At 63.6% G+C, this 22,998-nt stretch carries 24 protein-coding genes; all 24 read left to right on the forward strand.

What is annotated here, in order from left to right:
- The first annotated feature begins 65 nt into the window (after positions 1–65).
- The 24 genes from WC326_12850 to WC326_12965 all read left to right on the forward strand — a co-directional run bounded on the left by WC326_12850 (position 66) and on the right by WC326_12965 (position 22,961).
- The gene (locus WC326_12850) at positions 66–1,073 is read left to right on the forward strand and encodes a hypothetical protein (GenBank protein MFA7331950.1); all 1,008 of its coding nucleotides are present in this window, start codon (positions 66–68) and stop codon (positions 1,071–1,073) included.
- Between the two features lie 253 nt (positions 1,074–1,326).
- A complete protein-coding gene (locus WC326_12855; GenBank protein MFA7331951.1) occupies positions 1,327–2,103 on the forward strand; it encodes a DUF5677 domain-containing protein in 777 nt (258 codons plus the stop codon).
- Positions 2,104–2,824: 721 nt separating this feature from the next.
- A complete protein-coding gene (locus WC326_12860) occupies positions 2,825–3,523 on the forward strand; it encodes a sigma-70 family RNA polymerase sigma factor (GenBank protein MFA7331952.1) in 699 nt (232 codons plus the stop codon).
- A gap of 61 nt (positions 3,524–3,584) precedes the next feature.
- Positions 3,585–3,872 (forward strand): hypothetical protein, encoded by a 288-nt coding sequence (locus WC326_12865; GenBank protein ID MFA7331953.1) that lies wholly within the window; start codon positions 3,585–3,587, stop codon positions 3,870–3,872.
- Between the two features lie 25 nt (positions 3,873–3,897).
- On the forward strand, positions 3,898–4,668 hold the full coding sequence (locus WC326_12870; protein MFA7331954.1) for a hypothetical protein: 771 nt from the start codon (positions 3,898–3,900) through the stop codon (positions 4,666–4,668).
- A gap of 79 nt (positions 4,669–4,747) precedes the next feature.
- The gene (locus WC326_12875; protein MFA7331955.1) at positions 4,748–6,766 is read left to right on the forward strand and encodes an ATP-dependent DNA helicase; all 2,019 of its coding nucleotides are present in this window, start codon (positions 4,748–4,750) and stop codon (positions 6,764–6,766) included.
- Complete coding sequence (locus WC326_12880; protein ID MFA7331956.1) at positions 6,763–8,817, forward strand: DEAD/DEAH box helicase; 2,055 nt, start codon at positions 6,763–6,765, stop codon at positions 8,815–8,817. The genes WC326_12875 and WC326_12880 overlap by 4 nt, the downstream gene beginning before the upstream one ends.
- 11 nt (positions 8,818–8,828) lie before the next feature.
- Positions 8,829–11,711 carry a hypothetical protein gene (locus tag WC326_12885; protein MFA7331957.1) on the forward strand — a complete coding sequence of 961 codons (2,883 nt, stop codon included), beginning with the start codon at positions 8,829–8,831 and terminating at the stop codon, positions 11,709–11,711.
- A gap of 11 nt (positions 11,712–11,722) precedes the next feature.
- Positions 11,723–13,087: an AAA family ATPase gene (locus WC326_12890; GenBank protein MFA7331958.1), complete on the forward strand. Its 1,365-nt coding sequence runs from the start codon at positions 11,723–11,725 to the stop codon at positions 13,085–13,087.
- Positions 13,077–13,703, forward strand: a complete 627-nt coding sequence (locus WC326_12895) for a hypothetical protein (protein ID MFA7331959.1) — start codon at positions 13,077–13,079, stop codon at positions 13,701–13,703. Before WC326_12890 ends, WC326_12895 begins: the two co-directional genes overlap by 11 nt.
- Positions 13,704–14,120 (forward strand): hypothetical protein, encoded by a 417-nt coding sequence (locus WC326_12900; GenBank protein ID MFA7331960.1) that lies wholly within the window; start codon positions 13,704–13,706, stop codon positions 14,118–14,120.
- A gap of 222 nt (positions 14,121–14,342) precedes the next feature.
- Entirely contained in the window at positions 14,343–14,615 is a 273-nt protein-coding gene (locus tag WC326_12905; GenBank protein ID MFA7331961.1) for a helix-turn-helix domain-containing protein, read from the forward strand.
- Positions 14,612–15,076 (forward strand): hypothetical protein, encoded by a 465-nt coding sequence (locus WC326_12910; protein ID MFA7331962.1) that lies wholly within the window; start codon positions 14,612–14,614, stop codon positions 15,074–15,076. The genes WC326_12905 and WC326_12910 overlap by 4 nt, the downstream gene beginning before the upstream one ends.
- A 28-nt stretch (positions 15,077–15,104) precedes the next feature.
- On the forward strand, positions 15,105–15,725 hold the full coding sequence (locus WC326_12915; GenBank protein ID MFA7331963.1) for a hypothetical protein: 621 nt from the start codon (positions 15,105–15,107) through the stop codon (positions 15,723–15,725).
- 3 nt (positions 15,726–15,728) lie between these two features.
- Positions 15,729–16,076 carry a hypothetical protein gene (locus WC326_12920; GenBank protein ID MFA7331964.1) on the forward strand — a complete coding sequence of 116 codons (348 nt, stop codon included), beginning with the start codon at positions 15,729–15,731 and terminating at the stop codon, positions 16,074–16,076.
- A gap of 2 nt (positions 16,077–16,078) precedes the next feature.
- The gene (locus WC326_12925) at positions 16,079–16,507 is read left to right on the forward strand and encodes a hypothetical protein (GenBank protein MFA7331965.1); all 429 of its coding nucleotides are present in this window, start codon (positions 16,079–16,081) and stop codon (positions 16,505–16,507) included.
- Entirely contained in the window at positions 16,504–17,925 is a 1,422-nt protein-coding gene (locus tag WC326_12930; protein MFA7331966.1) for a C10 family peptidase, read from the forward strand. Before WC326_12925 ends, WC326_12930 begins: the two co-directional genes overlap by 4 nt.
- Positions 17,922–18,311, forward strand: a complete 390-nt coding sequence (locus WC326_12935; protein MFA7331967.1) for a hypothetical protein — start codon at positions 17,922–17,924, stop codon at positions 18,309–18,311. The genes WC326_12930 and WC326_12935 overlap by 4 nt, the downstream gene beginning before the upstream one ends.
- Before the next feature lie 84 nt (positions 18,312–18,395).
- Positions 18,396–18,989 carry a 3'-5' exonuclease gene (locus WC326_12940; GenBank protein ID MFA7331968.1) on the forward strand — a complete coding sequence of 198 codons (594 nt, stop codon included), beginning with the start codon at positions 18,396–18,398 and terminating at the stop codon, positions 18,987–18,989.
- A gap of 14 nt (positions 18,990–19,003) precedes the next feature.
- On the forward strand, positions 19,004–19,435 hold the full coding sequence (locus WC326_12945) for a hypothetical protein (protein ID MFA7331969.1): 432 nt from the start codon (positions 19,004–19,006) through the stop codon (positions 19,433–19,435).
- Positions 19,436–19,449: 14 nt separating this feature from the next.
- On the forward strand, positions 19,450–19,671 hold the full coding sequence (locus WC326_12950; GenBank protein ID MFA7331970.1) for a hypothetical protein: 222 nt from the start codon (positions 19,450–19,452) through the stop codon (positions 19,669–19,671).
- Complete coding sequence (locus tag WC326_12955; GenBank protein ID MFA7331971.1) at positions 19,668–20,138, forward strand: helix-turn-helix domain-containing protein; 471 nt, start codon at positions 19,668–19,670, stop codon at positions 20,136–20,138. The genes WC326_12950 and WC326_12955 overlap by 4 nt, the downstream gene beginning before the upstream one ends.
- Before the next feature lie 537 nt (positions 20,139–20,675).
- The gene (locus WC326_12960; protein MFA7331972.1) at positions 20,676–22,064 is read left to right on the forward strand and encodes a PD-(D/E)XK nuclease family protein; all 1,389 of its coding nucleotides are present in this window, start codon (positions 20,676–20,678) and stop codon (positions 22,062–22,064) included.
- A 183-nt stretch (positions 22,065–22,247) separates the two neighbouring features.
- Positions 22,248–22,961: a hypothetical protein gene (locus WC326_12965; GenBank protein ID MFA7331973.1), complete on the forward strand. Its 714-nt coding sequence runs from the start codon at positions 22,248–22,250 to the stop codon at positions 22,959–22,961.
- Positions 22,962–22,998: the final 37 nt, after the last annotated feature.

Raw genomic sequence — 22,998 nt, forward strand, 5'->3', positions numbered from 1 at the left:
GACGAGGCAAGCGCCGCGCCAAGCGCGACGCGGCTGACGCCAGCCGTTAGGCATTTGGGGGAAAGATGATCAGAACAGCAGCGCAAGAAATCGAAAAAGTGGAAATGGGTAGACCGCACTTAGTCATTCTTGGCGCAGGGGCAAGTTACGCATCTACACCAACTGGCGATCGATTCGGAAAGCATCTCCCGCTGATGTCGAATTTGATTGAAATCCTTGAACTTGATGACATCGTTTCGAAATCTGGAATTGACTGTAGCAAGGGCAATTTTGAAACATTCTATTCGGAGCTTTACTTGCGAAAGGATATGGAATCGCAACGGAGAGAGCTCGAAGAGCGCATTCATCGCTACTTTAGCAGTTTGGAGTTACCGGAAGAACCCACTATCTACGACCATCTTGTTCTCAGTCTGCGCGAGAAAGACTATGTAGCGACATTCAATTGGGATCCTTTCCTGGTTCAGGCAATAAAGCGAAATGGCCGACGCTTCCCAATGCCCCGTCCACTTTTTCTCCATGGAAATGTAGCTGTCGGCTATTGTCGTCATGGGCATTCAATGGGTGACATTGGAAGTTGTTGCTCTAAATGTGGCGAGAGCTTTGTTCCGACAAGGATTCTGTACCCTGTTGCAGAGAAGAACTATCAAAACACTGAATTCATAGATCGGCAGTGGAGGGCAATCCAGGCAATTCTAAATGATACATTTATGGTCACAGTTTTTGGCTATGGTGCCCCAGCCACAGATGCGAGTGCGGTTGAATTGCTGAAAACTGCCTGGGGTGGCGGCGACACTCGGGTTATGGAAGAGATTGAGATCATCGATATTCGCGATGATAATGAGTTAGAAGATCTTTGGTCACCGTTCATACATTCACATCATTACCGAGTGCACAGCTCCTTCTACGATTCGTGGATCTCAAAACATCCCCGCAGAACGGGCGAGGCCTATATCGATCAGTTCATCGATGCGATGTTCATCGAAGACAATCCTATTCCACGTGGTTTGAGTTTTACCGGACTCTGGGATTGGTTTCAACCTTTGTCAGATGTAGAATTTGAGGCAAATGTCTGACAAGAACTTGCAATTGCCCCGCCCAGCGTCACGCCGCTTGCGTTGGACGCGACGCTAATCTTGGACGGAAATGTTCGCAAGCGGCGCGCCTCTGGGTGGGCAATTGAAGTCAACGTTAGGTTCACAAGGAACTGAAGTGACGTAAATGAAGATATTCCCTGATCCACCGCGCTTTGCTGATGAAGTCATCAGGTCATGTAAGCGAACGAATGATTATAGACCTATAATATTCGAGTGGTATCAACACGTAATGATGCTTGCTAATGAGGTTTCCCTAATAAGCTTTGAATCACCTTCGGTTAGACAATTGAATAGATTGCAACATATTGTTCTAGCTGGACTTCTATTTAGATGCAGTAGACTCATGAACTCGGTAGCATTAATTTCACGGAATGGCGAGTTTGGTGAAACTACAGCTATTCTGGATCGATGTATATTTGAATCTTCAATAAAAGTTGTTTGGTTATGTCGAAGCGGGACTTATGACAAGTTTGTGCGATTCATGGCCAATGGTCTGAAAGCCGATGTTTGTTTGAAGAATGAAATCGAAAAGGAGATCAAATCGCGAGGAGGAGCAGTACTGGAGATCGAAAATCGAATGCTGAAGTCAATTGAGAATTTCTTAGAGATTTCAAATCTTAGTGAAGAGGATGTAAGAGATTGTAAATGTCTTCCTCGTTTTGATATCATGATGCGTGAAATTGGGGAAAGTGATCTTGGTTATATAGTAGGACAGAAGATTAACTCACACTTTGTTCACGGAACATGGTCTGGAATGCTACATCATTGTCTGAAGGTTGGTGATGATGGACTGTTGCATGTGGGAAGAAGTAGATGTCAAACGCACTTCAGTCAGTATTTAGGTACGGCGCTACAGGTTGTCGTTGCGGTATATGCTTATTGTGAATGGATGTTTGATCAGTCAACTGCAAAAGTTTTCAAGGATGCTCTTCAGTTTGTTTATGATGAAGTGCTCAAGGTGGAACAGTCTGCAATGGGACGAGATTTTGACGAGGTGAATGGAACCTAACAACAGCTTGCAGCCGACTTTGCGCCTGTCACGGCGCTTGCAGGCTGGATTTGAAGAAACGTCGGTAGGAAAAAGCAAGCGACGCGCCAGACGCGTCGCGGCTGAAGCCGCGGAGCCAAAGTCCTCGCCAAATTCTTCTTCAGTGCTGACGAATGGAATCGCGGCGTTCGACTCAGCACGGTCGCCTAACCACTTGATCCCATTGAAAATTGACGTCGCTAAGGCGGCAAACCCACTGCTGGAGCGGGCTGAAGGCCAAACAGAGAACAGTTTGCCGAAGACTTGCCTCGGATCCCCAAGCCCCGCAATGGGGCACTCAACCCATGTACCAGACCCGCTTATCTTGGCTCCCGTGTCTCACGTTGCACGGTTACCTCGGAGTGGATCATGTCCCGGCTTACATACATCGCGGCCCTCACCATCGCCCGTCCCATTCACCACTGCGCCCTCTCCCGTTCCATTCTGCTGACCCTCAAGTAGCCCGGAGCGACAGTCCAGGCCTGGTTGATCACCAGGTCTAACGCGGACCGTTCGGCCCGGGCATTCCTGTGCTCATCCCATTTCCGTGTGACACACGGATCGGGTGATCTCTGCCTACAGGTCGCCAGGGCGAACTCTGCCCAGTTCATCACCTGTCGGCTCCGGCGCGCACCCAGCGCCCGGGCCTTGATCCCGCTCTCCGGCGAAGCCGCGCCGGCGCTGACGCAGCGCTGGAGCGGCCATGCTACCCACCAAACGCACCGATGCCCTCACCCCCCAGTCCGTCGCGGACTACTTGACCCTGGCCGCGGAAAATGCCGCGCTGCCGGCGACGCTGGAGGCGTTCCTGGCCCTCCTCGGCCCGGAGGGAAAGGACAAGAATGAAGAACGCAAGGCGGCCCTGGCGACGGTCCTCCAGAAGTTGCAGACAGGGCATCCGGCGCGTGCCAGCATCCAGCTCTGGCTGCTGGTCGCCTATGCCCCCCTGCTCCGAGGGCTTGCCGGCCGCTATTCGCGAAATGGCAACGAGCAGGCGGATGTCGAGAGCACTGTCGTGGTCGCATTCCTGGAGACCATCCAAGGCACCCCTGAAGCGCGGCTGAAGGATGCCTTTCTGCAGAAGCGGGTCTTGGACGACACCAAGGACCGGGTCCGAGTTCACCTGGGTCTGCGAGACTACCAGCAAGACAACCGCATCGAGCTCGTGGCGGACGACGCAGTGCAGGAGGACCGCGCACCGGACGAGCGGGTGGATGGATACGAGTCGCTGCTGGCCCAGATCAATGAGCTGCCCATCGCCGCCAGCGACCGCGACCTCTTGGTGGGGATCTATGTCTACGGCTACAGCATGGCCGAGCTGGCCGAGAGGTGGCACATCCCCCACGACACCGTCAAGAAGCGCTACCAGCGGCTGCTGCGGCGCCTGAAGGAAAAACTCTGACCCCTGTCCCCTTTGGCCTGATTTCCCGCCCTCTTCTAAGGAAACGACCAAGGAGACCCGGATGACCCAGACCGCCACCCTGCCCACCACCGCAGACGCCGAAGAGGTCGCCAGCCGCGTCAAGGGAGCTTTCCTCATCCTGACGCTGGAGTTCGGCGGCATCGCTGCGGAGCACAACCTCGACACCATCGTGACGGAGCGCGTGTCCGCCTCCATCGAGACGGCCCTCCGTGCCTGTCTGGAGCCCCTGGAAAGCCTGCGCACCAAGCCCGTGCTCGGGGCAACCCTCAACCTCAGACCCTACCCAGCCATAGCCCGCCTTCTGGGCGTCATCCGTGACACGCAGTAATCCACATCAATCTGGAGGTCCCACCATGGGCCGATTCGACGACATGAACAAGCGCCACGAGCAGCACACCCTGGAGAGTGGCCGCTTCCTCAAATTCGACGACGGAGACAAGCACCTGCTGGTCTTCCTGGGCTTCCCCCACATCCGCGAGGTGTACTGGGACGGCACCAACTACCACGACTGGAAAGACGGCTGCGGCAAGGAGAAAAGCCTGAAGACCTCGATGAACGTGGCCATCATCGAGCTGGTTGGCGGCAGATACATCTTCAAGGCCCTCAAGGTCCTGGAGAACTCCAAGACGTTCTTCAAGCAGGTCAACAAGATGGATGTCAAGTACGGCGTCGACAACGAGATCTTCGAAGTTGAGCGCACGGGCCAGAAGGCCAAGGACACCACCTACACGATCCTTCCTGAGGCCCCCATCAGTCCCGAGCTGCGCGCCCAGCTGGACGCTCTGGAACTCAACGACCTCACCAAGGATCGCGACGACGACGACCAGAAGGGCGGCAGTGGCGGCAGCACCACCAAGCAGCCCGATCCCCCGGCCATCATCACCCAGGACGAGGGAAACGCCATCATCGAGCGGCTCAAGGCCCTCAAGGCCGCGCTGGGCGACGCCCAGGGCGCGCAGATGATGGCCGATTTCCTGGCCAAGTTCGGCATCAAGCAGATCCGCCAGCTCCCAGCGGCCAGGCTCAAGGAAGCCCAGCAGTGGATCGCGGGAGAGGAGGAGAACCTGCGTCACGCCAAGAATGATGGCGGCGTGGGTGCGGCCGAGGCCGACCCCTTCTCCTGATCCCGTTCCCCAGGGCCCGGTCGACTTCCTCACGTGCTTGTCGACCGGGCCTCACTTCCACCCCAGCAGAGAGCCAATCATGCACCTTTCGGATTCCACTCCCTGGCCGGTGCTGCCAGAGGACCTGCTCACCCTGCCCGGCGACCCGGAGATGCAGGAGCCCATTGTCACGGCTGAAGAGGTCTTCGGCCCTGGTGGCCTTCTGTCTCAGCGGCTGCCCGACTACCAACCCAGGGCCAGTCAACTCATCATGGCCCAGGAAGTGGAGCAGGCCCTAACGGATGGCCGGAGTCTGATGGTTGAAGCGCCGACAGGCACGGGAAAGAGCCTCGCCTATTCCGTGCCGGCCATCCAGCACGCCCTAATCACTGGGCAGCGGGTGCTCATCGCTACGGCCAACATCGCCCTGCAGGAGCAGCTCACCCAGAAAGACCTGCCCTTCCTGCAGCGAGTGCTGCCCGGCCCCTTTCGATTCGCGCTCCTCAAGGGCCGAGGGAACTTTTTATGCAGCAGCCTCCTCCTGGAACAGCGGAGCATGCTCTTCGCTGGAGTCTCCGGCGAAGACCAGGACGAGTTCGACCGCGTTCTCGACTGGACGAATCGGACCAGCACGGGCGATGCAGGCGAGCTTCCCTTCAGAGTTAAGCCCCGGGTATGGCGCCACTTCGCCGTCGGTGATACAAGCGAGTGTGCCGGCTGCACGCTGAAGTGCTACCACAAGGCCGCCATGGTCGAGGCCGAGGATGCCCAGGTGGTGGTCTGCAACTACCACCTGCTCTTTGCCCACCTGAAGGTCCAGGCGGCCACGTGCGGCATGGCCGGCGTGCTGCCGACCTTTGACGCCCTCATCTGCGACGAGGCCCACGAGGTCCCGGACATCGGCAGCGACTTTGCCGGTGAAGAGATCGGCCGCTGGAGCTTCCGTGGTTTCAAACGCCACCTCTCACGCGGTGGGTTCGAGGCACTAGACCGCGCCGCCGATGGCCTGTCCAAGGCCATCAAACTGATGGCGTTCCGGCACGCTGCGGCTGGATCGAACCGCATCAAGCTCCCCGGTCTCATCGACGAGGAACCCATTCTGGAGGCCCTACGCCACGCCTGGCTGGAGCTGCGCGCCCTGCAGGCCCAGTACGAGGCGGAAACCAAAGAGCACGCCCAACTGGAACGCCAGAAGGAGCAGTGTCGCCAGCTGGCCCAGCTGGTCCATCGCCTGATCTGGCAGGAGTTCTCGGATTGGGTCTACTGGGTGGAGCGCCAGGAATCTCACATTGGCGAGAGCTGGAAGCTCAAGGGCAAGCCGGTTTCCATCGCACCCTTCCTGCAACAGGCTCTCTTGCCCTGGGTTCCGTTGATCGCCACCAGCGCGACGCTGACCACCACCCATGAGGACTTCACCTTCATCCGCGAGCGCATCGGCCTGGACGCTGCAACGCGTCAGGTCGTCTTGCCCAGCCCCTTTGACTTCAGCAGCGCGGCCCTCCTGGTGGTGCCTGAAGGGCTTCCTGAGCCCAACGATCCTGCCCACCGCGACCGCGTGCAGGGTGAGCTCCACGAAGCCGTGCAGCAGAGCGGTGGCCGGGCCCTCCTGCTCTTCACGTCCAGCCAAGCGCTGAAGGCTGCTCACAGCCTGCTGGCCCCGGAGTTCGAACGCATGAACTACGCCTGCCACTGCCAAGGCGATGCCCCCTCCACTAAGCTCATCACCCGCTTCAAGGAGGACGTGTCCAGTGTCCTCTTTGCCACGCGGACTTTCTTCCAGGGCGTGGACGTACCCGGGGAGAGCCTGTCCCTCGTGGCCCTGGACCGCTTGCCCTTCCCCTCGCCAGCGGACCCGGTGATGGACTACATCGCCGAGCACGACCCCAAGGGCTGGTTCTTCAAGCACAGCCTGCCCATCGCCCTGATCACCTGGAAGCAAATCTTCGGTCGCCTGATCCGCCGGCACGACGACCGCGGCGTGGTGCTGCTGCTGGATGGCCGGGTGGGCACGAAGAAGTACGGCAAACAGTTCTTGAAAGCCATCCCGGGCGGCATGTTGAGCCGCGAGGTGGCGGCCATTGGGTCCTTCCTGGCCGACCCGGAGGACCCTTTCGCATGAGCGCGCCCATCCTGGTGGACAGCCTGATTCGGATCCCACTGCGAGACCTTTCCCCACGCGAGCGGGAGATCCTGGAGAGGGCCCTGTCCTACCCCAACCCCGCCTACCAACAGGCCAAGGCCCGGGGAGTGCAAACCCCGCGCGAGAAGGTGGACGGCGTCTGGCGCGAGATCCCCAAGCGCCTGGACGGCTTCCTGCTGGACGGGCAGGGCCGCTGGTGCATGCCCCGTGGTGCAGTAGCACTCCTGCGCAAGCACCTTCCAGCCTGGCCGGGCACAGAGGATCGGCGCAGCCGAGCACCCTTGGCGCCCAGCACACTGCCCGCCATGCGTATCGAACTACGCCCCTACCAGCTGGCCGCCAAGGAAGCCATGGTCACCCGAACCCAGGGCGTGGTGGTGATCCCCGCCGGCGGCGGAAAGACCGTCACGGCCCTGGCCGCCTTGGTGGAGATCGGGCAGCGCACGCTGGTTCTGGTCCACACACTAGACCTGAAGGAGCAGTGGGAAGAGGAGCTGGAGGAGCACCTGGGCGTGGCGCCCGGGAAGATCGCGCCGGTGCAAGTGGCCACGGTGCAGACCCTGGCCAAGATGCATGCGGACGCTCTGACCCGGTACCTGACCGGTTTCGGCTGCCTGATTCTTGACGAAGGCCACCACGCCCCGGCCAGCACATTCGACCGCGTGGTGGCGTCCTGCCCGGCTACCTGGCGCCTGGCACTGACGGCCACTCCCGACCGGGAAGACGGCCTGACACCCAAGCTCCTGCACACCTTCGGCCCCATCCTGCACGAGACCCGCCAAGAGGACCTGCTGGCCGCCGGCTACCTGGTGCCAGCCGTCATCCACGAGGTCCACACGAGCTTCACCTTCCCCTACCAGGGCGCCGAGGACTACCAGGCCTTGGCCGAAGCATTGGCCCGGGACGAGGAGCGCAGGCGGCTGGTGCTGGACACGCTGGAGGCCCTCTACCAGGACGAGGAGCGCGTGATTCTGGTGCTATCCACCCGCGTGGAGGACCACCTGGTCCCGCTCTTCGAAGCGGCCAAGGCCCGAGGCATCCAGGGCGAGCTCCTGGCCGGGAAGGTGAAGAAGGACGCCCGGCGGCTCATCCGGCGTGCTGTGCGTGAAGGCCATGTGCGCGTGCTCTTCGCCTCGACTGTCGCAGACGAGGGCCTCAACATTCCCGAGCTGAACACCCTGCTCCTGACCTTCCCCGCCAAGGCCGAAGGCCGAGTTGAGCAGCGCGTGGGCCGGGTGATGCGCGCGTCGCCAGGCAAGACCAAGGGCGATGTCTACGACTTCATCGACAGCGCCGTGACCCATGTGGCCACGGACGCCAAGCCCTTCCTGCGCCAGTATGCCAAGCGTCGGGCCGCCTACAAGAAGCTCCGGGCCAGCATCGTGAGGGCCGCTCCTGCGGCCCAGGCCGCCAACAGCGCCCTTGATGCCGGGCTGCTGCATCCCGTGCTCGCCCCGGCGATCCTGAAGCCCCACGCGGGCCGACGGCTGGTGGTGGGCATGGATCCTTCCTTCACCCACTTCGCTCTGGTAGCCGTGGACGTCGACCTCTGGTGGCCCGTGGCCATGACCACGCTCACCACCGCGCCCAGCGACAAGAAGCTGGGCATCCGCAAGGCCGACGATGACGGGCGTCGGTTGGAGATCCTGGCACTGGGCATCCGCGACTTCCTGGCCCGATTCCGCCCGGACCTACTCTGCTGCGAAACCCCGTCCTCCGGCGCCCAAAGCGCCGCGGCCTTGAAGGGCCTGGCCTATGCCAAGGCCCTCCTGGTGACGGCCAAGGTCTACCACGAAACGCCCACCATCTGGCTCCTGCCCGGGGACATCAAAGAGCGGGTGGGCGGCGGCCTCATTGCCACCAAGCAGCGAGTGGCCCAGTCCGCCCAGGCCTGCCGCGCCAGGGACGGCAGGCCGTGGTCGGAGGCCGGCTGGGACGCCACCAAGGACAAGAGCGAGCACCAGTTCGACGCCGCGGCGGCCATCCTGGCCAGCGTGAACGAGGACCTGTTCCAGGCCGTGATTCGATAGGGAGACTGTCCGTGGGGTATCTGGATCTGGTGGAGCGCATCAAGCGCGAGTTGACGATGGACGAGCTGGTCCCGCACCACACGGGACGGAAGCCCATCCGCTGCCCGCTCCCCGGCCACGAGGACAAGGACGGGTCCTTCCTGGTCTACCAGGAGACCAACTCCTGGTGGTGTCCCAGCCATCCCCACACACGCTGCGGTGGCAGCCCCATCGACTACATCATGCTGGAGCAGCACCTCGACTTCAAGGGTGCCGTTAGGCATGCCGCCGCCCTCAAAGGCTGGGACCTTGCGCCGCCGTCCGAAGAGGATCGCATCGCAGAAGAGGCCCGCCACAAGCGTGAGGAGACACTCAGCGCCCTGGTGCGCTATGCCCATGGACAGCTCCTCGCCGACACGGATGTGGCCAAGGAGGCGCGCGAGTATCTGGCAGCCCGAGGCTTCCACGAGAAGCTGCTGGAATACCACCAGGTGGGTCTGCTGAGCTTGGAGAAGCTCTACCAGGTGCGTGGCACCCACCCCCTCCTGGCGGACTTCAACCAGGCGGATTTCGAAGAGGCCGGTTTGCGAGGGGCGACGGGCAGCCTCCTCTTCCGGGACACGCGCATCGCCTTCCCCTTGCTGATCCGCCAGCGCGCTGTGGGCATGACCTTTCGCGCCATTCCGGGCTCCAGCGACAAGCGGAAGTTCGTCCACCTGGCCGGCCAGCCGGCCGGCTTGTGGAACCAGGACGCGCTGTTCAACAAGGACCGAGAGGTGACCGTCGGCGAGGGCGTCCCGGATGCCGCCACGCTGGCCGGGTGGGAGATCCCAGCGGTGGGCAACCTGGGCCTGGAGGTGGCCAAGAACGCCCACCTCTTTGCCCACCTACGCGTGGTCACTCTCGTCTGGGACAACGACAAGGCCGGGCGCAGCCGGGTGGTGAACGCGGGCCGGGCCATCCAGGCCGCCCTGCGCGACGGGGAGGTGCGGATCCTCCACATGCCTGGCGAGAAGGACATCAACGACTGGGCGCGAGCCGGGGGAACCAAGGAGGAGTTCCTGACCCTTCTGTGTGGGGCCCCGGATCTCTTGACCTACCAGGTGCAGCTGCTGCCAGACGTGAAGGCCGGCGAGCGCATGACGCGCGATGCACAGGCCGCGCTGCATGAGCTCCTGGCCGACGTCAAGGGGCTAGACGAGAACTTACAGGACGTCTACCTGAAGAGGATTGCAGCCCGGGTCGATTCCAAGCCGCTGACCCTGAAAGGCATGATCCGGGCACAGGGAAAGAAGACAGCCGGGTCTGGAGCCGACGTGGGTGACTCGACAACACCCACGCTGGTGGCCTCTCAGGCCCCTGCCCTGGGGGCCGTATTCAAGGACGAAATCCCCTACCGGGCAGCCCTTGGGTTCCAGTTCAACGAGGCCCCCACCGCCAACATCGGCGTCTGGCTCAGGCCGAAGGATGACGAGCCTCTCGCCCCTTTCCTCATCGAGTCAGTGATCCAGGACGGGAAACCGTCCATCTCCTTGGTCCCCTATGCGGCACGCAGCAGGAAGGCCAAGGGCAAGATCAGCTTCCCCAATGAAGACCTACCCCGCTGGACAAAGGGCGATGCGCCCTACAGCATGGAGAGCTTGCTGACCGCCCCCGAGGCCAACACGCCGAATGCCGCCCACGTCTTCACGAGGATGCGTAGCCTGATCAAGCGATTCATCTGGTACCCCGCCGACCACGAATACGACGTCGTGACCATCTGGATCATGATGACCTACTTCTTCCCCGTCTTTGGTCGCGTGGGCTATCTGCACTTCAACGGCGGGTCGGGATCAGGCAAGAGCCTCAGCCTTCGCTTCATCGAGGCCCTGGCCTTCAACGCACTCAAGACCGCCAACATCAGCGACGCAGCCCTCTACCGCATTGTCGACGGATCCCGCTCCACCCTCCTGATGGACGAGGCCGAGCGTCTGAGCTTTCCCAAGGCCGGCACGCTGGAGGCCATCATCCGCTCCCTCTTTCTGGACTCCTATGCCGAGGGGGCGGTGGTCTATCGGATGAACATGGAGACCGAGCGCCCCGAGCCTTTTGATGCTTTCGGCCCCAAATGCATGGGCAGCATCAACAAGATCGACCCTGTGTTGAACAACCGTTGCATCACCATCCACTGCCTGCGAAAGGAAAAGGGCGTCCACCTCGCCCACCATGCCCAGATGGCTGAGGAGTTTTCACGTCTAGCTTCGCAGCTCCGGGACATGATGCACTGCATGGTGCTGACCCGGTTCCACGATGTCAGGCGAATCTTCACGGTTGACTTGATGGGGGCCTACACCGAGATCGAGAACCGCGAGTACGAGATCTGGATTTCCCTGATCGCCATGGCCCGCCTGGTGGACCAGGACGCGGAGTGGGATGAGACGCAGTCCCTGACGGACATCATCCTGAAAGCCCAGCACAGCAAAGAAGTCGAGCGGGAGGAGGAGGCCCGCAGAGAAAGCGTCGACATCCTCATCCTGCAGACGCTGCTGAACATCATCACCGGCGATGACCAGGACACGTACGAGGTGCGCGGCGACGCCTGGAAGTACGTAAGCCACAAGCTCGCCGAGGGCATTCATTCCGAGCTCAACCAGGATGGCACGTGGCCCTTTGAGAAGCCGCTCACAAGCAACCGCCTGACCAACCTGCTGAAAACCCAGCACGTCATCGAGGAGGCCGATGTCAGCCGGCCCTTCATAGGCGGCAAGCGCGTGCGAGCCCTCAAGATCCGCCACGATAACCTTCGCAAGGCGCTGCAGCGCATGCACGGCCTGAGCGCTGAAGACGAGGCTGCGCTTCCTACCGCCACCGAAGACCAAGCAACCCCGCCCCACCCCATGCCAACCCAAACCAAGCAGGACGACCTGCCCTTTTGAGAGGATCCATCATGGCTGAGAAGAAACCCCACCAGCTCGCCGACAGCTACCGGCTCATCGGGCTGTCAGCCGAGAACTTCCTGCGGCTGAAGGCTGTGCGCATCGCCTTCGACCCGAAGGCCAACGCGGCCGAGCTCTCCGGCGAGAACGGCCAGGGCAAGTCCAGTGTCATCAAAGCCATCTGGACGGCGCTGGGTGGCGCCAAGGTGCTGGAGGACGAGCGCGTGCCGGTCCATGAGGATGCGGACAAGGCCAGCATCACCCTGGACCTGGCGCCGGCCGATGATGCCCGTGCCGGCAGCCCGCGGCGGATCCGCATTACGCGGACTATCAGCGCCGACGGTGGCTGGGGCCTCAAGATCTGGACCCCGGACAAGGGCAGCTTTCCCAGCCCCCAAGCCATCCTGGACACCTTCTTCCACACCCTGTGCTTCGACCCCAGCGAGTTCGTGCGCATGGACCAGAAGAAGCGCAACAAGGTCATGATCGACCTGGCCGGCGTGGGCGACCGCATCACCCCGCTGAAGGTGAAGCGGCAGGGCATCTACGACGAGCGCACGGGGATCAACCGCGACCTGAAGAACGCCCAGGCGCGCCTGGACGAGATGGAGCCACCGGATCTGGACGTCCCCGCCGAGGTCAGCCTGACCGAGCTGAATCGCCAGATCGATGAAGCCCGTCGGAAGGAGGAAGCCAATGAGCATGTGCGACGCGAGCTGCAGGGCCTCTACGACGCGCACGCCGAGGCCAAGCAGCTGGTGGCCGACCTGGAGGCCCGGCTTACCACAGCGCGCGACCGGGTGGAGGAGTTGGTGGCGCTGGGCCAGGAGAAGAAGAAGTCCGTGCTGGCGCTGGTGGACCCAGGCCTGCAGGCCCTGCGCGACAAACTGCAGACGGCCGAGACCGACAACGAGCAGGCCCGCACCGCACGCAAGTACGCCGAGGAGACGACCGAAGTCGAGCGCCTGCAGGGCAGGAGCGAAGAGCTCACGAGCCGGATCGACGCCGTGAATGACGAGATCGCCCAGGTGCTGCTTTCGGCCACGTTCCCCATCCCCGACCTGGCCATCACCGAAGAGGGCGACGTGGTGTACCGCGGGAAGCTATTTGAGCAGGCGTCCGACGCCGAGCGCCTGGAGGTGTCCCTGGCCATGGGCGCGGCCATGAACCCGCGTCTGCGCTTCCTGGCCCTGCGCGAGGCATCTATGATGACCGAACGGACGCGGGACCGCGTGAAGGCCTGGGCGGCCGAGCACGACGTCCTGGTCCTCTTTGAGCTGGCCACCAGCCAGCACATCGGGATCCACATCGAGGATGGCGAGGTGGCGGGCCAGGCTGCAGAAGGCGAGCAGCAGGAGGAAAGCCATGCGGCCTGATGGCCTTCGAAGCCAGCCGGTCACCGGCGGCACCCTCTACCACGAAACCCCTGCGGCCTGGGAGATCCTGGCCATCCTGGGCCGGAAGCTGCTGCCCATGGAAAAGCTGCTGGAGCTGCTGGCAGGCTTCCATTCGAGCGATCTGCACGCGGCCTATTGGCTGACACGCCGACGCGCCGAACTGGTGCGCCGGGACCTTTTAGTGGACGGTGAGGACGCCGGTCGGGGCGCCCGCATCCGGGCCCGAAACATCCTGGCCAGGGCGAGCCGCCAGAGCATGTTGGTCGAGCAGACCATGCTGCTTGAAGAGGATCTGCGCGCCGTGCGAGAGGAGATTCGGGGCAGCCCGCCGGCAAATATCGGGACCCACCTTCGGTCCAGCCTCCAGGTCTTGGTCCTGGCAGGATCCGCGCAGCCGCTGTCCGTGCGGCTGCGCCGGCTCTTAGCCATGCACCCGGATCGGCTTGAGGCCGCACGCCTTCGCATGCTGACCCTGCCGGACAATGCATGGCTTCGAAAGGGCTGGCCCAGCAGGCTGGAGCGCCCCCACATGCGCAGGGTGCTGGAGCTGGCCTCGCAACTCCAGCGTGAGCTGTTTGCCAACCGGGAGACGTGAGTGGCGTCGGCCAAGAAGAAACGTGGACCCGGAACACCCCCCCGGGAAGAGCGGAACCTGGACCCCCACTGGACGAACTGGGAGGTACTGGCCGCCTTTGGCGAGGATGAGCGTGGTGACACCTACCTCGACGCCGTCAAGCGTTTCTGCTGTCTGCCCAGCGAGGAGGACGTCTGGCTGGACGAATTGGTGCGTGCTGCCCATCGAGCCCACGACCGTGCCGGCTCCTGCCAGACGGGCCGCATGGCGGCGTGGCGCGTTTTCCGCCGGGCCGGCATGATCCTGCTGCATGACTTCATGGAAGACCTGCAGGTTGAGACCGGGAGGCTTAAGCCCCGGGCCGCGTTTTACTGGCCAGCCAAAGCCATGACCGTGGTTATCACCACGAACTGGCGGGTGGACACCGATGTGAAGTAGCCCCCAGGTTCCTGCCTTTTTCTTCCACCCCTGTCCCCTTTGGCCTGATTTCCCGCCCCCTTCTAAGGAAACGACCAAGGAGGCGGCAGCCATGCCCAATCATTCCAAACGCCACCCGCGCTTCTACCTCGCCCACCTCCTCCGGGCCACCACCCTGGGCATCGTAGAACTCAGCAACCAGGCCGCATTCCAGAAGGCCCCTTGCGTCGAGGACGCAATCGCATGAGCCGCGCATTGACGCCCGTACAGCCGCAATCGGTGGACGAGATAGTGGTTGAAATCCACAGACAGCTCGGCTACTCGGTCAGGCCACCCGCGCTCTTGACAGCCAGCGAAGTGGGCAGCGTCCTGCGCATCAAGGAGGCGACCCTACGCAACTGGCGATCTGCCCAGCGACCAGGTCTGCCGTTCACACGCATTGGGAACTCGCCCATGTATCGCCCCCGCGACGTCGCTGCCTTCATCCTGTCCTGCACCGAAGGAGCCTCCCAATGAACACCGCCCTGTTTGCCGTGACTGCTGCTTGCGCCGCAGTTGCCTGGTACGGGCACCGCACCCGCATCGCCCGTGCCCTGTGCGAGGACCGCACACTATGGCGCGCCAACCTGACCCGCGGGCTGGCGGAGGCATCTCAGGCCATCGCCCAGACATCGGAGGCCGCGGCCGCCGCTCTCAAGCTGGTGGCCGAGGCAATTCAAGGCACCGGGGAGATGGGCGTCCTGGAGTCCAGCGTCCTGGCCGAGCGCGTGGCCGAAGGGGCCAGCCTGGACACGCGGGCGGCCCAGGCCCCCAGTGTCGCGCGGGCCTTGGTGATGCTGCAGGAGATCGCCGCAGCGCGCGAGCTCATCCGCATGATGGAGCCCACCGGCGCCCGGGACACCACCCTGCAGGACGACGCCATCCAGCACCTGGACGCCGCCACGGCGGCCTTCCTGTGCACGCCCAGGACCAACTGACCACATCCCAATTCCAATCGGAGGATCCATGCGCCGAGGCAAGAATGACATCGAGGGCCAGGTGGTTCCACTGAATCAGGTGACCACCCCTACCACGGGCAAGGACCGCAAGGGCGGTCCCACCGACATCGATTGCAGGGCCTATGACCGGCTGATCCACGAGGTGCAGCATCTGGAGGAGCTCACAGGCTGCGCCGGCTGGGGCCGCTTCTTCGGTGGGCTCTTGCGCGAGGCCGACGAGGCTCGCACCCAGCTGGAGTTCGCCGAGAAGCCCCGCGACGTAATCAAGCTGCAGGCCACCATCGCCCTGGTGAAAAGCCAGCTCAAGAAGCTGCACCAGCCGGTGGAGGACTTAAGCGCCATGCGCACCAAGTGGCCACTGTTCACGGGCGAGATGCCCTGGCGCGCGGACTTCGATGAGCCCACCGGTCGCGTGACGCTGAACTGGGCTGGGCAGGGCCCCGCGCCAGAGAGTTATCACCCCATCACAGATCCCGAGGACGGTGAGGACGCGCCCGCAGGGGACCAGCCCGCGGAGCCGGCCGCCCTACCCAGTCGGCCCTGCCTCGACGAGGACGACCCGGACGAGGAAGAGGACCTGGACACCACCGGCCCCGGTCCCGAGCCAGACGACCCCTTCGGGAACTGACCCATGACCACCCAGGACATCGTCACCCAGCTGCGCACCCTCCATGGCTACACCGACCTCGACGCCAAGCGCGCCGTGCGTGACACGCTGGACGTGCTGCGCCACATGCTGGACGAGCTGGACGCGGGCGAGGGCTTGACGCTTCCCGGGATTGGCCGCTGGCTGTGCCGGGTGAAGGCCAGGCCCCATGGCGCGCATGGACTGGAGATCGTCTGGAACAACAGCCGGCAGATCAGCGAGGGGATGGCAGCGCGCACCCTGCCCGCGGATGACCCCAGGGTGGTCAAGGCGCTGAAGAAGAAGAATGGGCCCTGGCGCCCGTGGGGCCAGGACTGGAGCCCGGGAGAATGAGCATGCACCGGCACCCAGCGCCCCTCAGCCCCACCGCCGCCGAGCACCTGGCCCTGATCGCCGACGCCCTGCACGTCCCACGCGACACGCCTGGGCATGAATTGGTCCAGCTGGTTTCCGTGCGCTGCAGGCCCATGGACAGGCAGCACCTGGACCGGCTGGTCACGGGAAGCCTCAAGAGCGCCATTCACGCCCATGGCCCAATCACCCACGAAGGCATCTGCAGCACGGCCAGACGCATGTCCGGCCAGATCCACGCAGTCCTTTGCGCCCAACACATGGGCCTGGACGACCCCGGGCAGGAGCTGCCAAGCGGGCCCGCAGCCATGCCGAACCCCCCAGAGGATGCGCCGCCCTACAGCCCGACTTGGTTGTCGGCAACGGCCAGCTCCATCAACACGCCACCCCACAACGAGAGGACCACACCATGAGTGTTGAGCCCGTTTCCCAGGAGATGGCCACCCAGGCCGCCGGCGCCTGGCTGGCGCGCTTGCCCGAATCTCAAGCCGCCGGTCGGGCAGGCGTCACCGTCTTGGAGACGATGGATCTGGACGACGACCACCCAGGCTTCCACGTCGTTTCCAGCGGCATCACCACCGTCCTTGTCGCTGGCGACCTGCAGGCCCAACCGATCCTGGGCTGGGCGGATCATGGCGACCTGCAGGGCCTGGGCGAAGACATCCCGGAAGGCCTGCGCGAGCTTCTCGCCGCCTGGGGCCAGCAGATCCTCATCACCCGGCAGGCACCGCCGGAGCGCGCTGGCGGAGACAACCCCAACCGCGCCAAATGGGAGCACCTCCTGGACACAAGTGGGCGCGCCCAGGAGGAAGAGCAAGTCAAGGTGATCCCGCCGCTCCTGACCGCGCGCTGGGGCCAGGGCGCAGGCTGGAACGCCCACTGTCCCATCGATGCGGCCGGCCCCGCGGGGCGCGCCTATGCGGGCTGCGTGGCCACGGCCATGGGCCAGGTGCTGCATCACCATCACCACCCTTGGCGGGGACGAAACATCCAGTCCTACGAGCACGACAAGTACGGCGAAATCAGCTTGGATTTTCTTGAGGAGACGCCGGCCTGGAAGGCGCTGGCCGACCAGGGTGCCACAGACGCTGCAGCGCGCCTGCTCTTCATGGCCGGCGTTGCCGCGCGCATGAACTACGGCTACCGGAGTTCCACGGCCAGCTCCAGCAACATCCCCGTCGCCTTGCGCGGCTTCCTGCGCTTCGCCGACACCACCCGTCTGGTGTGGCGGGCGAGCACGCCGCCGGAGATTTGGGAGGAGCTGATTCGGGAAGAGCTTGATGCCGGTCGCCCCATCATCCACCGCGGCCAAGGGGCCCAGGGTGGGCACGCCTTCAACCTGGACGGCTGGCGGTCGGACGGGTTCAAGCACGTGAACTTCGGCTGGAACGGGTCCTACAACGGCTGGTACACCTTGGATGACATCACCCCGGGCAACTGGAGCTTCACCAGCACGCAGGGCATGGTGGTGGGCATCCAGCCGCGCGAGGAGGAGCTGCTTGCCCCACCCGATGGTGAGCATGGCGTGCCGTCCGGCGGCATCACGCTGCGCTGGCGCCCGCAGCCAGGCATGGCGCGCGTGGAGTTGGATGTCTCCACCAACGCCCAGTTCACACCTGTCATCCGCCGGGCCGTACTCCCGGGCGGCATCACCAAACACTTTCTGACCGGCCTTGCGCCAAGCGCGCGCCACTTCTGGCGTCTCACCTGGGTAGACAAGGTGGGCAACCGCCGCACCACGCAGGCGTGCAGTTTCGTCACCGGATCCCAGCCTACCACCGGCAGACCCGGTCAGCACTCCACAACCATCAAGCCGGAGATCCTGCCATGAAGCACGCCATCCGCACCGCTCTGCTCCTCTTGGTCCTGGTCGGAACCAGCGCCGCCTGGGACGCGCCCGAGCTCATCACGCCCATGCTGGGCCAGCGCCACGTCCCCACTCAGGGCACGCTCTTCGCATGGGTGCCCAAGGCCGGTTACCACACCTGGATCTTGCAGGTGGCCGACAACCAGGGCCTGCTCCACCCCTTTGTGGATGTGGAGACCCATGCCACCAACATGCACTGCCCGACGCCCTTGCCCGCTGCCGCCCACCTTTACTGGCGGGTCCTCTACGTCAACGACGAGGGTCAGGTCTACTGGTCCGGCACGGGGCACTTCTGGACCACGCCGGTCATGCCTCGACACATCCCGGCCACCAGCCTGAGCATGGACTGACCGCCGCGCCGTGAATCGGCTCATCTGGGGCAGCCGGCCCTGTCCCAACCACCCCTCATCCTGACCCAGCACGAAAGGACCCCAATGCTCCACCATTTCATGATCGACATCGAGACCTGGGACACGGCGCCCACGGCCGTCATCCGCGCCATCGCCATCGTGGGTTTCAACCTGAACGGCACACTCAATGAGATGACACTCGTCGACTGCCGGCGAACCGTGGATGAGCAGATCCAGGCCGGTCGGACCACCAGCGCCGAAACCGTGGACTGGTGGGCCAAGCAGTCGTTCGGGCTGGGCGACCTGCTGGTGGACACGCGCCATCACGCCACTGACACGGGGATCTACCAGACGGAGATCGTCGAGCCGCGCTGCTTGGCTGACGTGGTGAGAAACGTCGAGGACGGCCTGATGGCCGAGGACGGCGAAATCCGCGTCTGGAGCCGTGGCCACTTCGACATCACCATCCTGGAGAACCTGCTGCAGGCCCAAGGCGATCCGGTCCCCTGGCGCTACAGCCAGGTGCGCGATGTGCGCACCCTTGACGAGATCATCCCACCCGACATGGCCCAGTGGGAGCATCACCCGCTCTCCGATTGTCTGGCGCAAATCCGGCAAGTGTGCATGGCAATGCGCATGGCCAAGGCCGCCGCCAGCGAAGCGTTCAACACCCATTGAAAACCGGAGCGACCATGAGCACCACCCAACCCATCAAAGACATCTGCGCGGCCCACAGCGCGGGGCGCGAACAAGGCCTCGTCATCGAGGAGGCGGACACCCTGGCAGCCAAGGAAATGGCAAGCCTCATATACGTCAACGACGAACTCCGGCGAGCCTATGTCCTGGGGATCGAATGGGGCCAGGCTGTCCGCCAGCGGGCCATGGCACGCGACGCGGCCAATCCCCTCAAGGCGCTGGTGGACGCGCGGAAGGCGCTGGCCGATGCAGACATCTCCATCCTCTGCCCGGGCGAAGGTGATGTCGAGCTCGCCAGCGTGGCCGATTCCATCACCCGGATGGCCACGGCACTCCGCAAGGCCCACCAAGAGATTGCAGCAGCCCACCAGGTCCTGGATGCCGCCGGCGTGCCGCATGTCATGCCCTGCCAGGCCAGCCAGAACTGAAAGGGCGGACAAGTATGCGATTCGACATCCCCTACTGGTTGAACGACGAACAGCGTGACACGCTGCTGGAGAATTGGGATCGCTACCAGGCCATCGTGGTCGCACTCTTAAGCCCGGCCACATCAAGATCAACCCCCATCGATGATGCCGTGCGCTTGACGCTCTCCGAGGCGGCATGGAAGAAGGATCTGCTGCAGCGGCAGGCTGCGCGCACCACTTCAGGCGGGACTTCATGAGCGACACCAAGGCCCAGATGGCCAGGCTCAACGAGCGCATGGACAAGGCTGCCGAGTTCATGCGCGAGTTCAAGATTGAAGTCCTGGAACGCATTGAGCGCCTGGAACAGCGCGTCACAACGATCGAACAGGCCCTGGGCGACCACCTTCGCGAGCACCAAGCCCGGGACGCGGCCAGCCCGCCGCCCAGGCCGCGGGCGCCGCGCGTCGTGCGCACGCCTGGCGGGAAGATCCGGGATCCCCTACTGGCAGCACTCAGCGCGCGGAAGGCGGACATCGGGCTCAACACCAGGCAGTTGGCCGGGCTGCTGGGCTACCCCCGGAACACAGTTTCGAATTGGCTGAATCGAGTCAATGCGCCGACTCACCCGGGTGACCGCGCGCGCATCCACGAGTGGGTCAGCCTGGCAGAAAACGCGCCGGCGCGTTTGATCCGCGAGTGGCGAGAGGAGACAGACCGTGGATGAACCATGGACCCGAATTCTGGACGTGCCCGATCGCAAACCCGGGCAGTCGGGCAGAAATGGAGATTCCGTGATACAAACTGACAGGAGTATTTTGCCCGACTGCCCGAGTTTGCCTTCGGGCAGTTCGAATACAGGCAACCAACGTGTAGCTTTGAAAAAGCCCGAAGTCCTGCCCAAAGTACATCCCATGGGGGTGTCACCCCCCCCTGAGAAATCAAAAAACCTACCCGCGGGACTCCGCCCGCACGAACTCAGTTTTTTTCTCCTTTTAAGAAGTAAATGCCAGTGCGGGCAGAGTCCCGCGGGAAGTCGCTTTTTCGTCTTACAGACCCAAGGTGACACCCCTGGGAAAACAGGTTTGGGCGGTCTTTGGTCTAACACCTCAGGGTGGGAGATTCGTCACTCCCAAGGCGAACGCCGCAATTCCGCCCTAACCGCCGGTCTTCCTCCTGTCCCCCCATGCCGCCGCCGCGCGGCCGCAGGCGCGCCCCACCACGCCGCGAACGCCATCAGCCGAACCCACGGAAGGATCCTCCCATGACGACGCCACACGCGGCGCCTCTGACGCCCTGCTGCCCTAACCTGCCCCTCCTGGACCCCAAGCTCCCCGATGGCTTCCAGGTCCACAACGAGCACTGGTCCTTCTCCCGGCTGGACACCTACGCCAGGTGCCCCCTCGCCTACAAGGCCAGGTACCTCGACCCCCAGATCTACGGCGCCGACTACGTCAAGCCCTTGCCAGACCCCAGTAGCCCGGCCGTCCTCGGCACCCTCTGCCACCGGACGCTGGAACTCGCCGGACTGACTCTCAAGCAAGCACGCCACATGGGCAGGCTCTTCCGCCAACAGAAGCTCATCCTCGACTGCCTCCACCAGGCCTTCCAAGAGAAGCCCGAAAAAGGCGACGTCATCCACACCGGCCAGGTCCTGGCCGATGCCCAGGCCATCCTTGTTGAGTACCTGAAGAACGGCGACTTCTACGCCGACCAGATCCTCGGCCTGGAGTGGCCCTTTGACTTCGTCATCGAAGACCCCCTGGGAGACATCCGCATCATCGGCTTCATCGACCGCCTGGAAATGACGCCCGAAGGCGTAGTGCGCCTCAAGGATTACAAGACCAACCGCATGCTCTACACCAAGGACGAGCTCAGGCAGTCCCTCCAGGCCTCCATCTACGAGCTGGCCGTCCGCGACAGCGAAGCCCTGGCCGTCACACCCGACACGCCCGTCGACTTCGAGTTCGTCCTCTTGCGCCATGGCCTGTCCCAGCGAACCACGCGCTCGGAGAGCGACCTGCAGCTGGCCGTCCACCAGATCACCTGCCTCGTCCACCGCTGCGAAGGGTCGCGCACCTTTCCCGCTCAGCTGAACAAATACTGCGCCTACTGCGACCACAAGGTCCAGTGCCCCTTTTGGCGGGAAGTGGTCGCACGCGGCCTGCCCCAGGCCCACGTCGGCGCCAGCGATCTGTCCGCCATCGCCGTCGAATACGAACGCATGACCGACGCCGCCAAGGTCCTCTACGCCCGGAAGGAGGAGATGGCCGACCTCATGAAGATCCACCTCATCGGAAGCGAGCAGATCGAGACGCCCACACACCTCTTCCGCACCAGCGCCAACAATGAGACCACCTTCAGCGATCCCTTCCGCGTCGCCAAGCTCCTCGCCCAGGTCTACCACCGGCCCGTCAGTCAGGTCCTGCGACGCATCGGCCGCATCTCCAAGACTGAGTTCGACGCCGTCATGAAAGACGCCGAGCAGCGCGTGACCGCCACGGCCCTTGCCGAACTGAAGACGGAGCTGGAACCGCTCATCGAGACCATGCCCAACCCCAAACTCCAGGCCTACAAGCGCCCCGTGGAGGCGGAAGGGCAGCCGGCCAAACGGGTGAAGCGGCCCCAGGTGAAGCGCAGGCTGAAGGTTTGAACGCGGTCTGAGGGTACTGACAATTGAACCTGACAAGACCTCAAGTTGATGTCAGATCAAGAAAATTGAGCGGAAAATGAAGCTAGAAACGGTTGGGGATACGCAGCGTGAGCCCGCCGGCCCTGGATGCCCCGGCCGGCCTGTCTGGAGCTGGGGCAGCTTGACTTCAACGCGGAGGCCAGCATGAAGCCGGAACCGGGGAAAGTGGACACGGGAACCCGCGGGGGATTCGGCCGGTCCCCGCGCTGCAACCGGGAGCTGGAGGACGGCCGGCTTTGCCGCCAGCCGGTCCCGATGGCGGGCATGCGCTGCTACCTGCACCAAGCCAAGCCGGAGGACCTGGTCCCGGCGCCGGACTTGCCCGCGGGCGTGGTTGTCCCGTCCCTCTTCCAGGACCCGGCTTGGCAGTTGTCCCTGGTCGGGTTCGTGGCTGACATTTACCGCGACTACGCCGGGCTCAATAAAGGCGCGGACCTGCGCCAGATCCTGGCGGCCGGCGCGGCCCACGTGCGGCTGACCTACGGCATGGAGGCTCTGGAGCCGAAGGACATTGAGCTGCTGTCCAGGGTGGTGGACAGGCACCTGCGCAACCTGCGGGCGACGCCCAAGGAACAGGAGGCCGGCCGGGCCGGGAAGGACGGCAAGGGTGCCCTGGGTGCCTTGGCTGCCGGCGTCCAGGTGGGCGCCTTGCTGGAACGCGTCCGTGGGGCGCTGTCGCCGGCCCAGCGACGCGCGCTGGCCGCGGGCCGGCCCATCGCCGGCGCGGAGGTCCTGCAGGCAAACGCGCCGGCTGTGGCCCCGGACGAGGCTGAGGTCTTGGACGACGAGGACGACCTTGGCGTGCCCAGACCCATCGGCCTGGCGGGCGAGGACCTTCCGCCGGACCCGTTTGCCTGAAAACCGCGAAAAAACGTCCAGGATCATGCCGCCCCGC

It is taken from the genome of Candidatus Delongbacteria bacterium (assembly GCA_041675285.1).
Lineage (GTDB): Bacteria > CAIWAD01 > CAIWAD01 > CAIWAD01 > CAIWAD01 > CAIWAD01.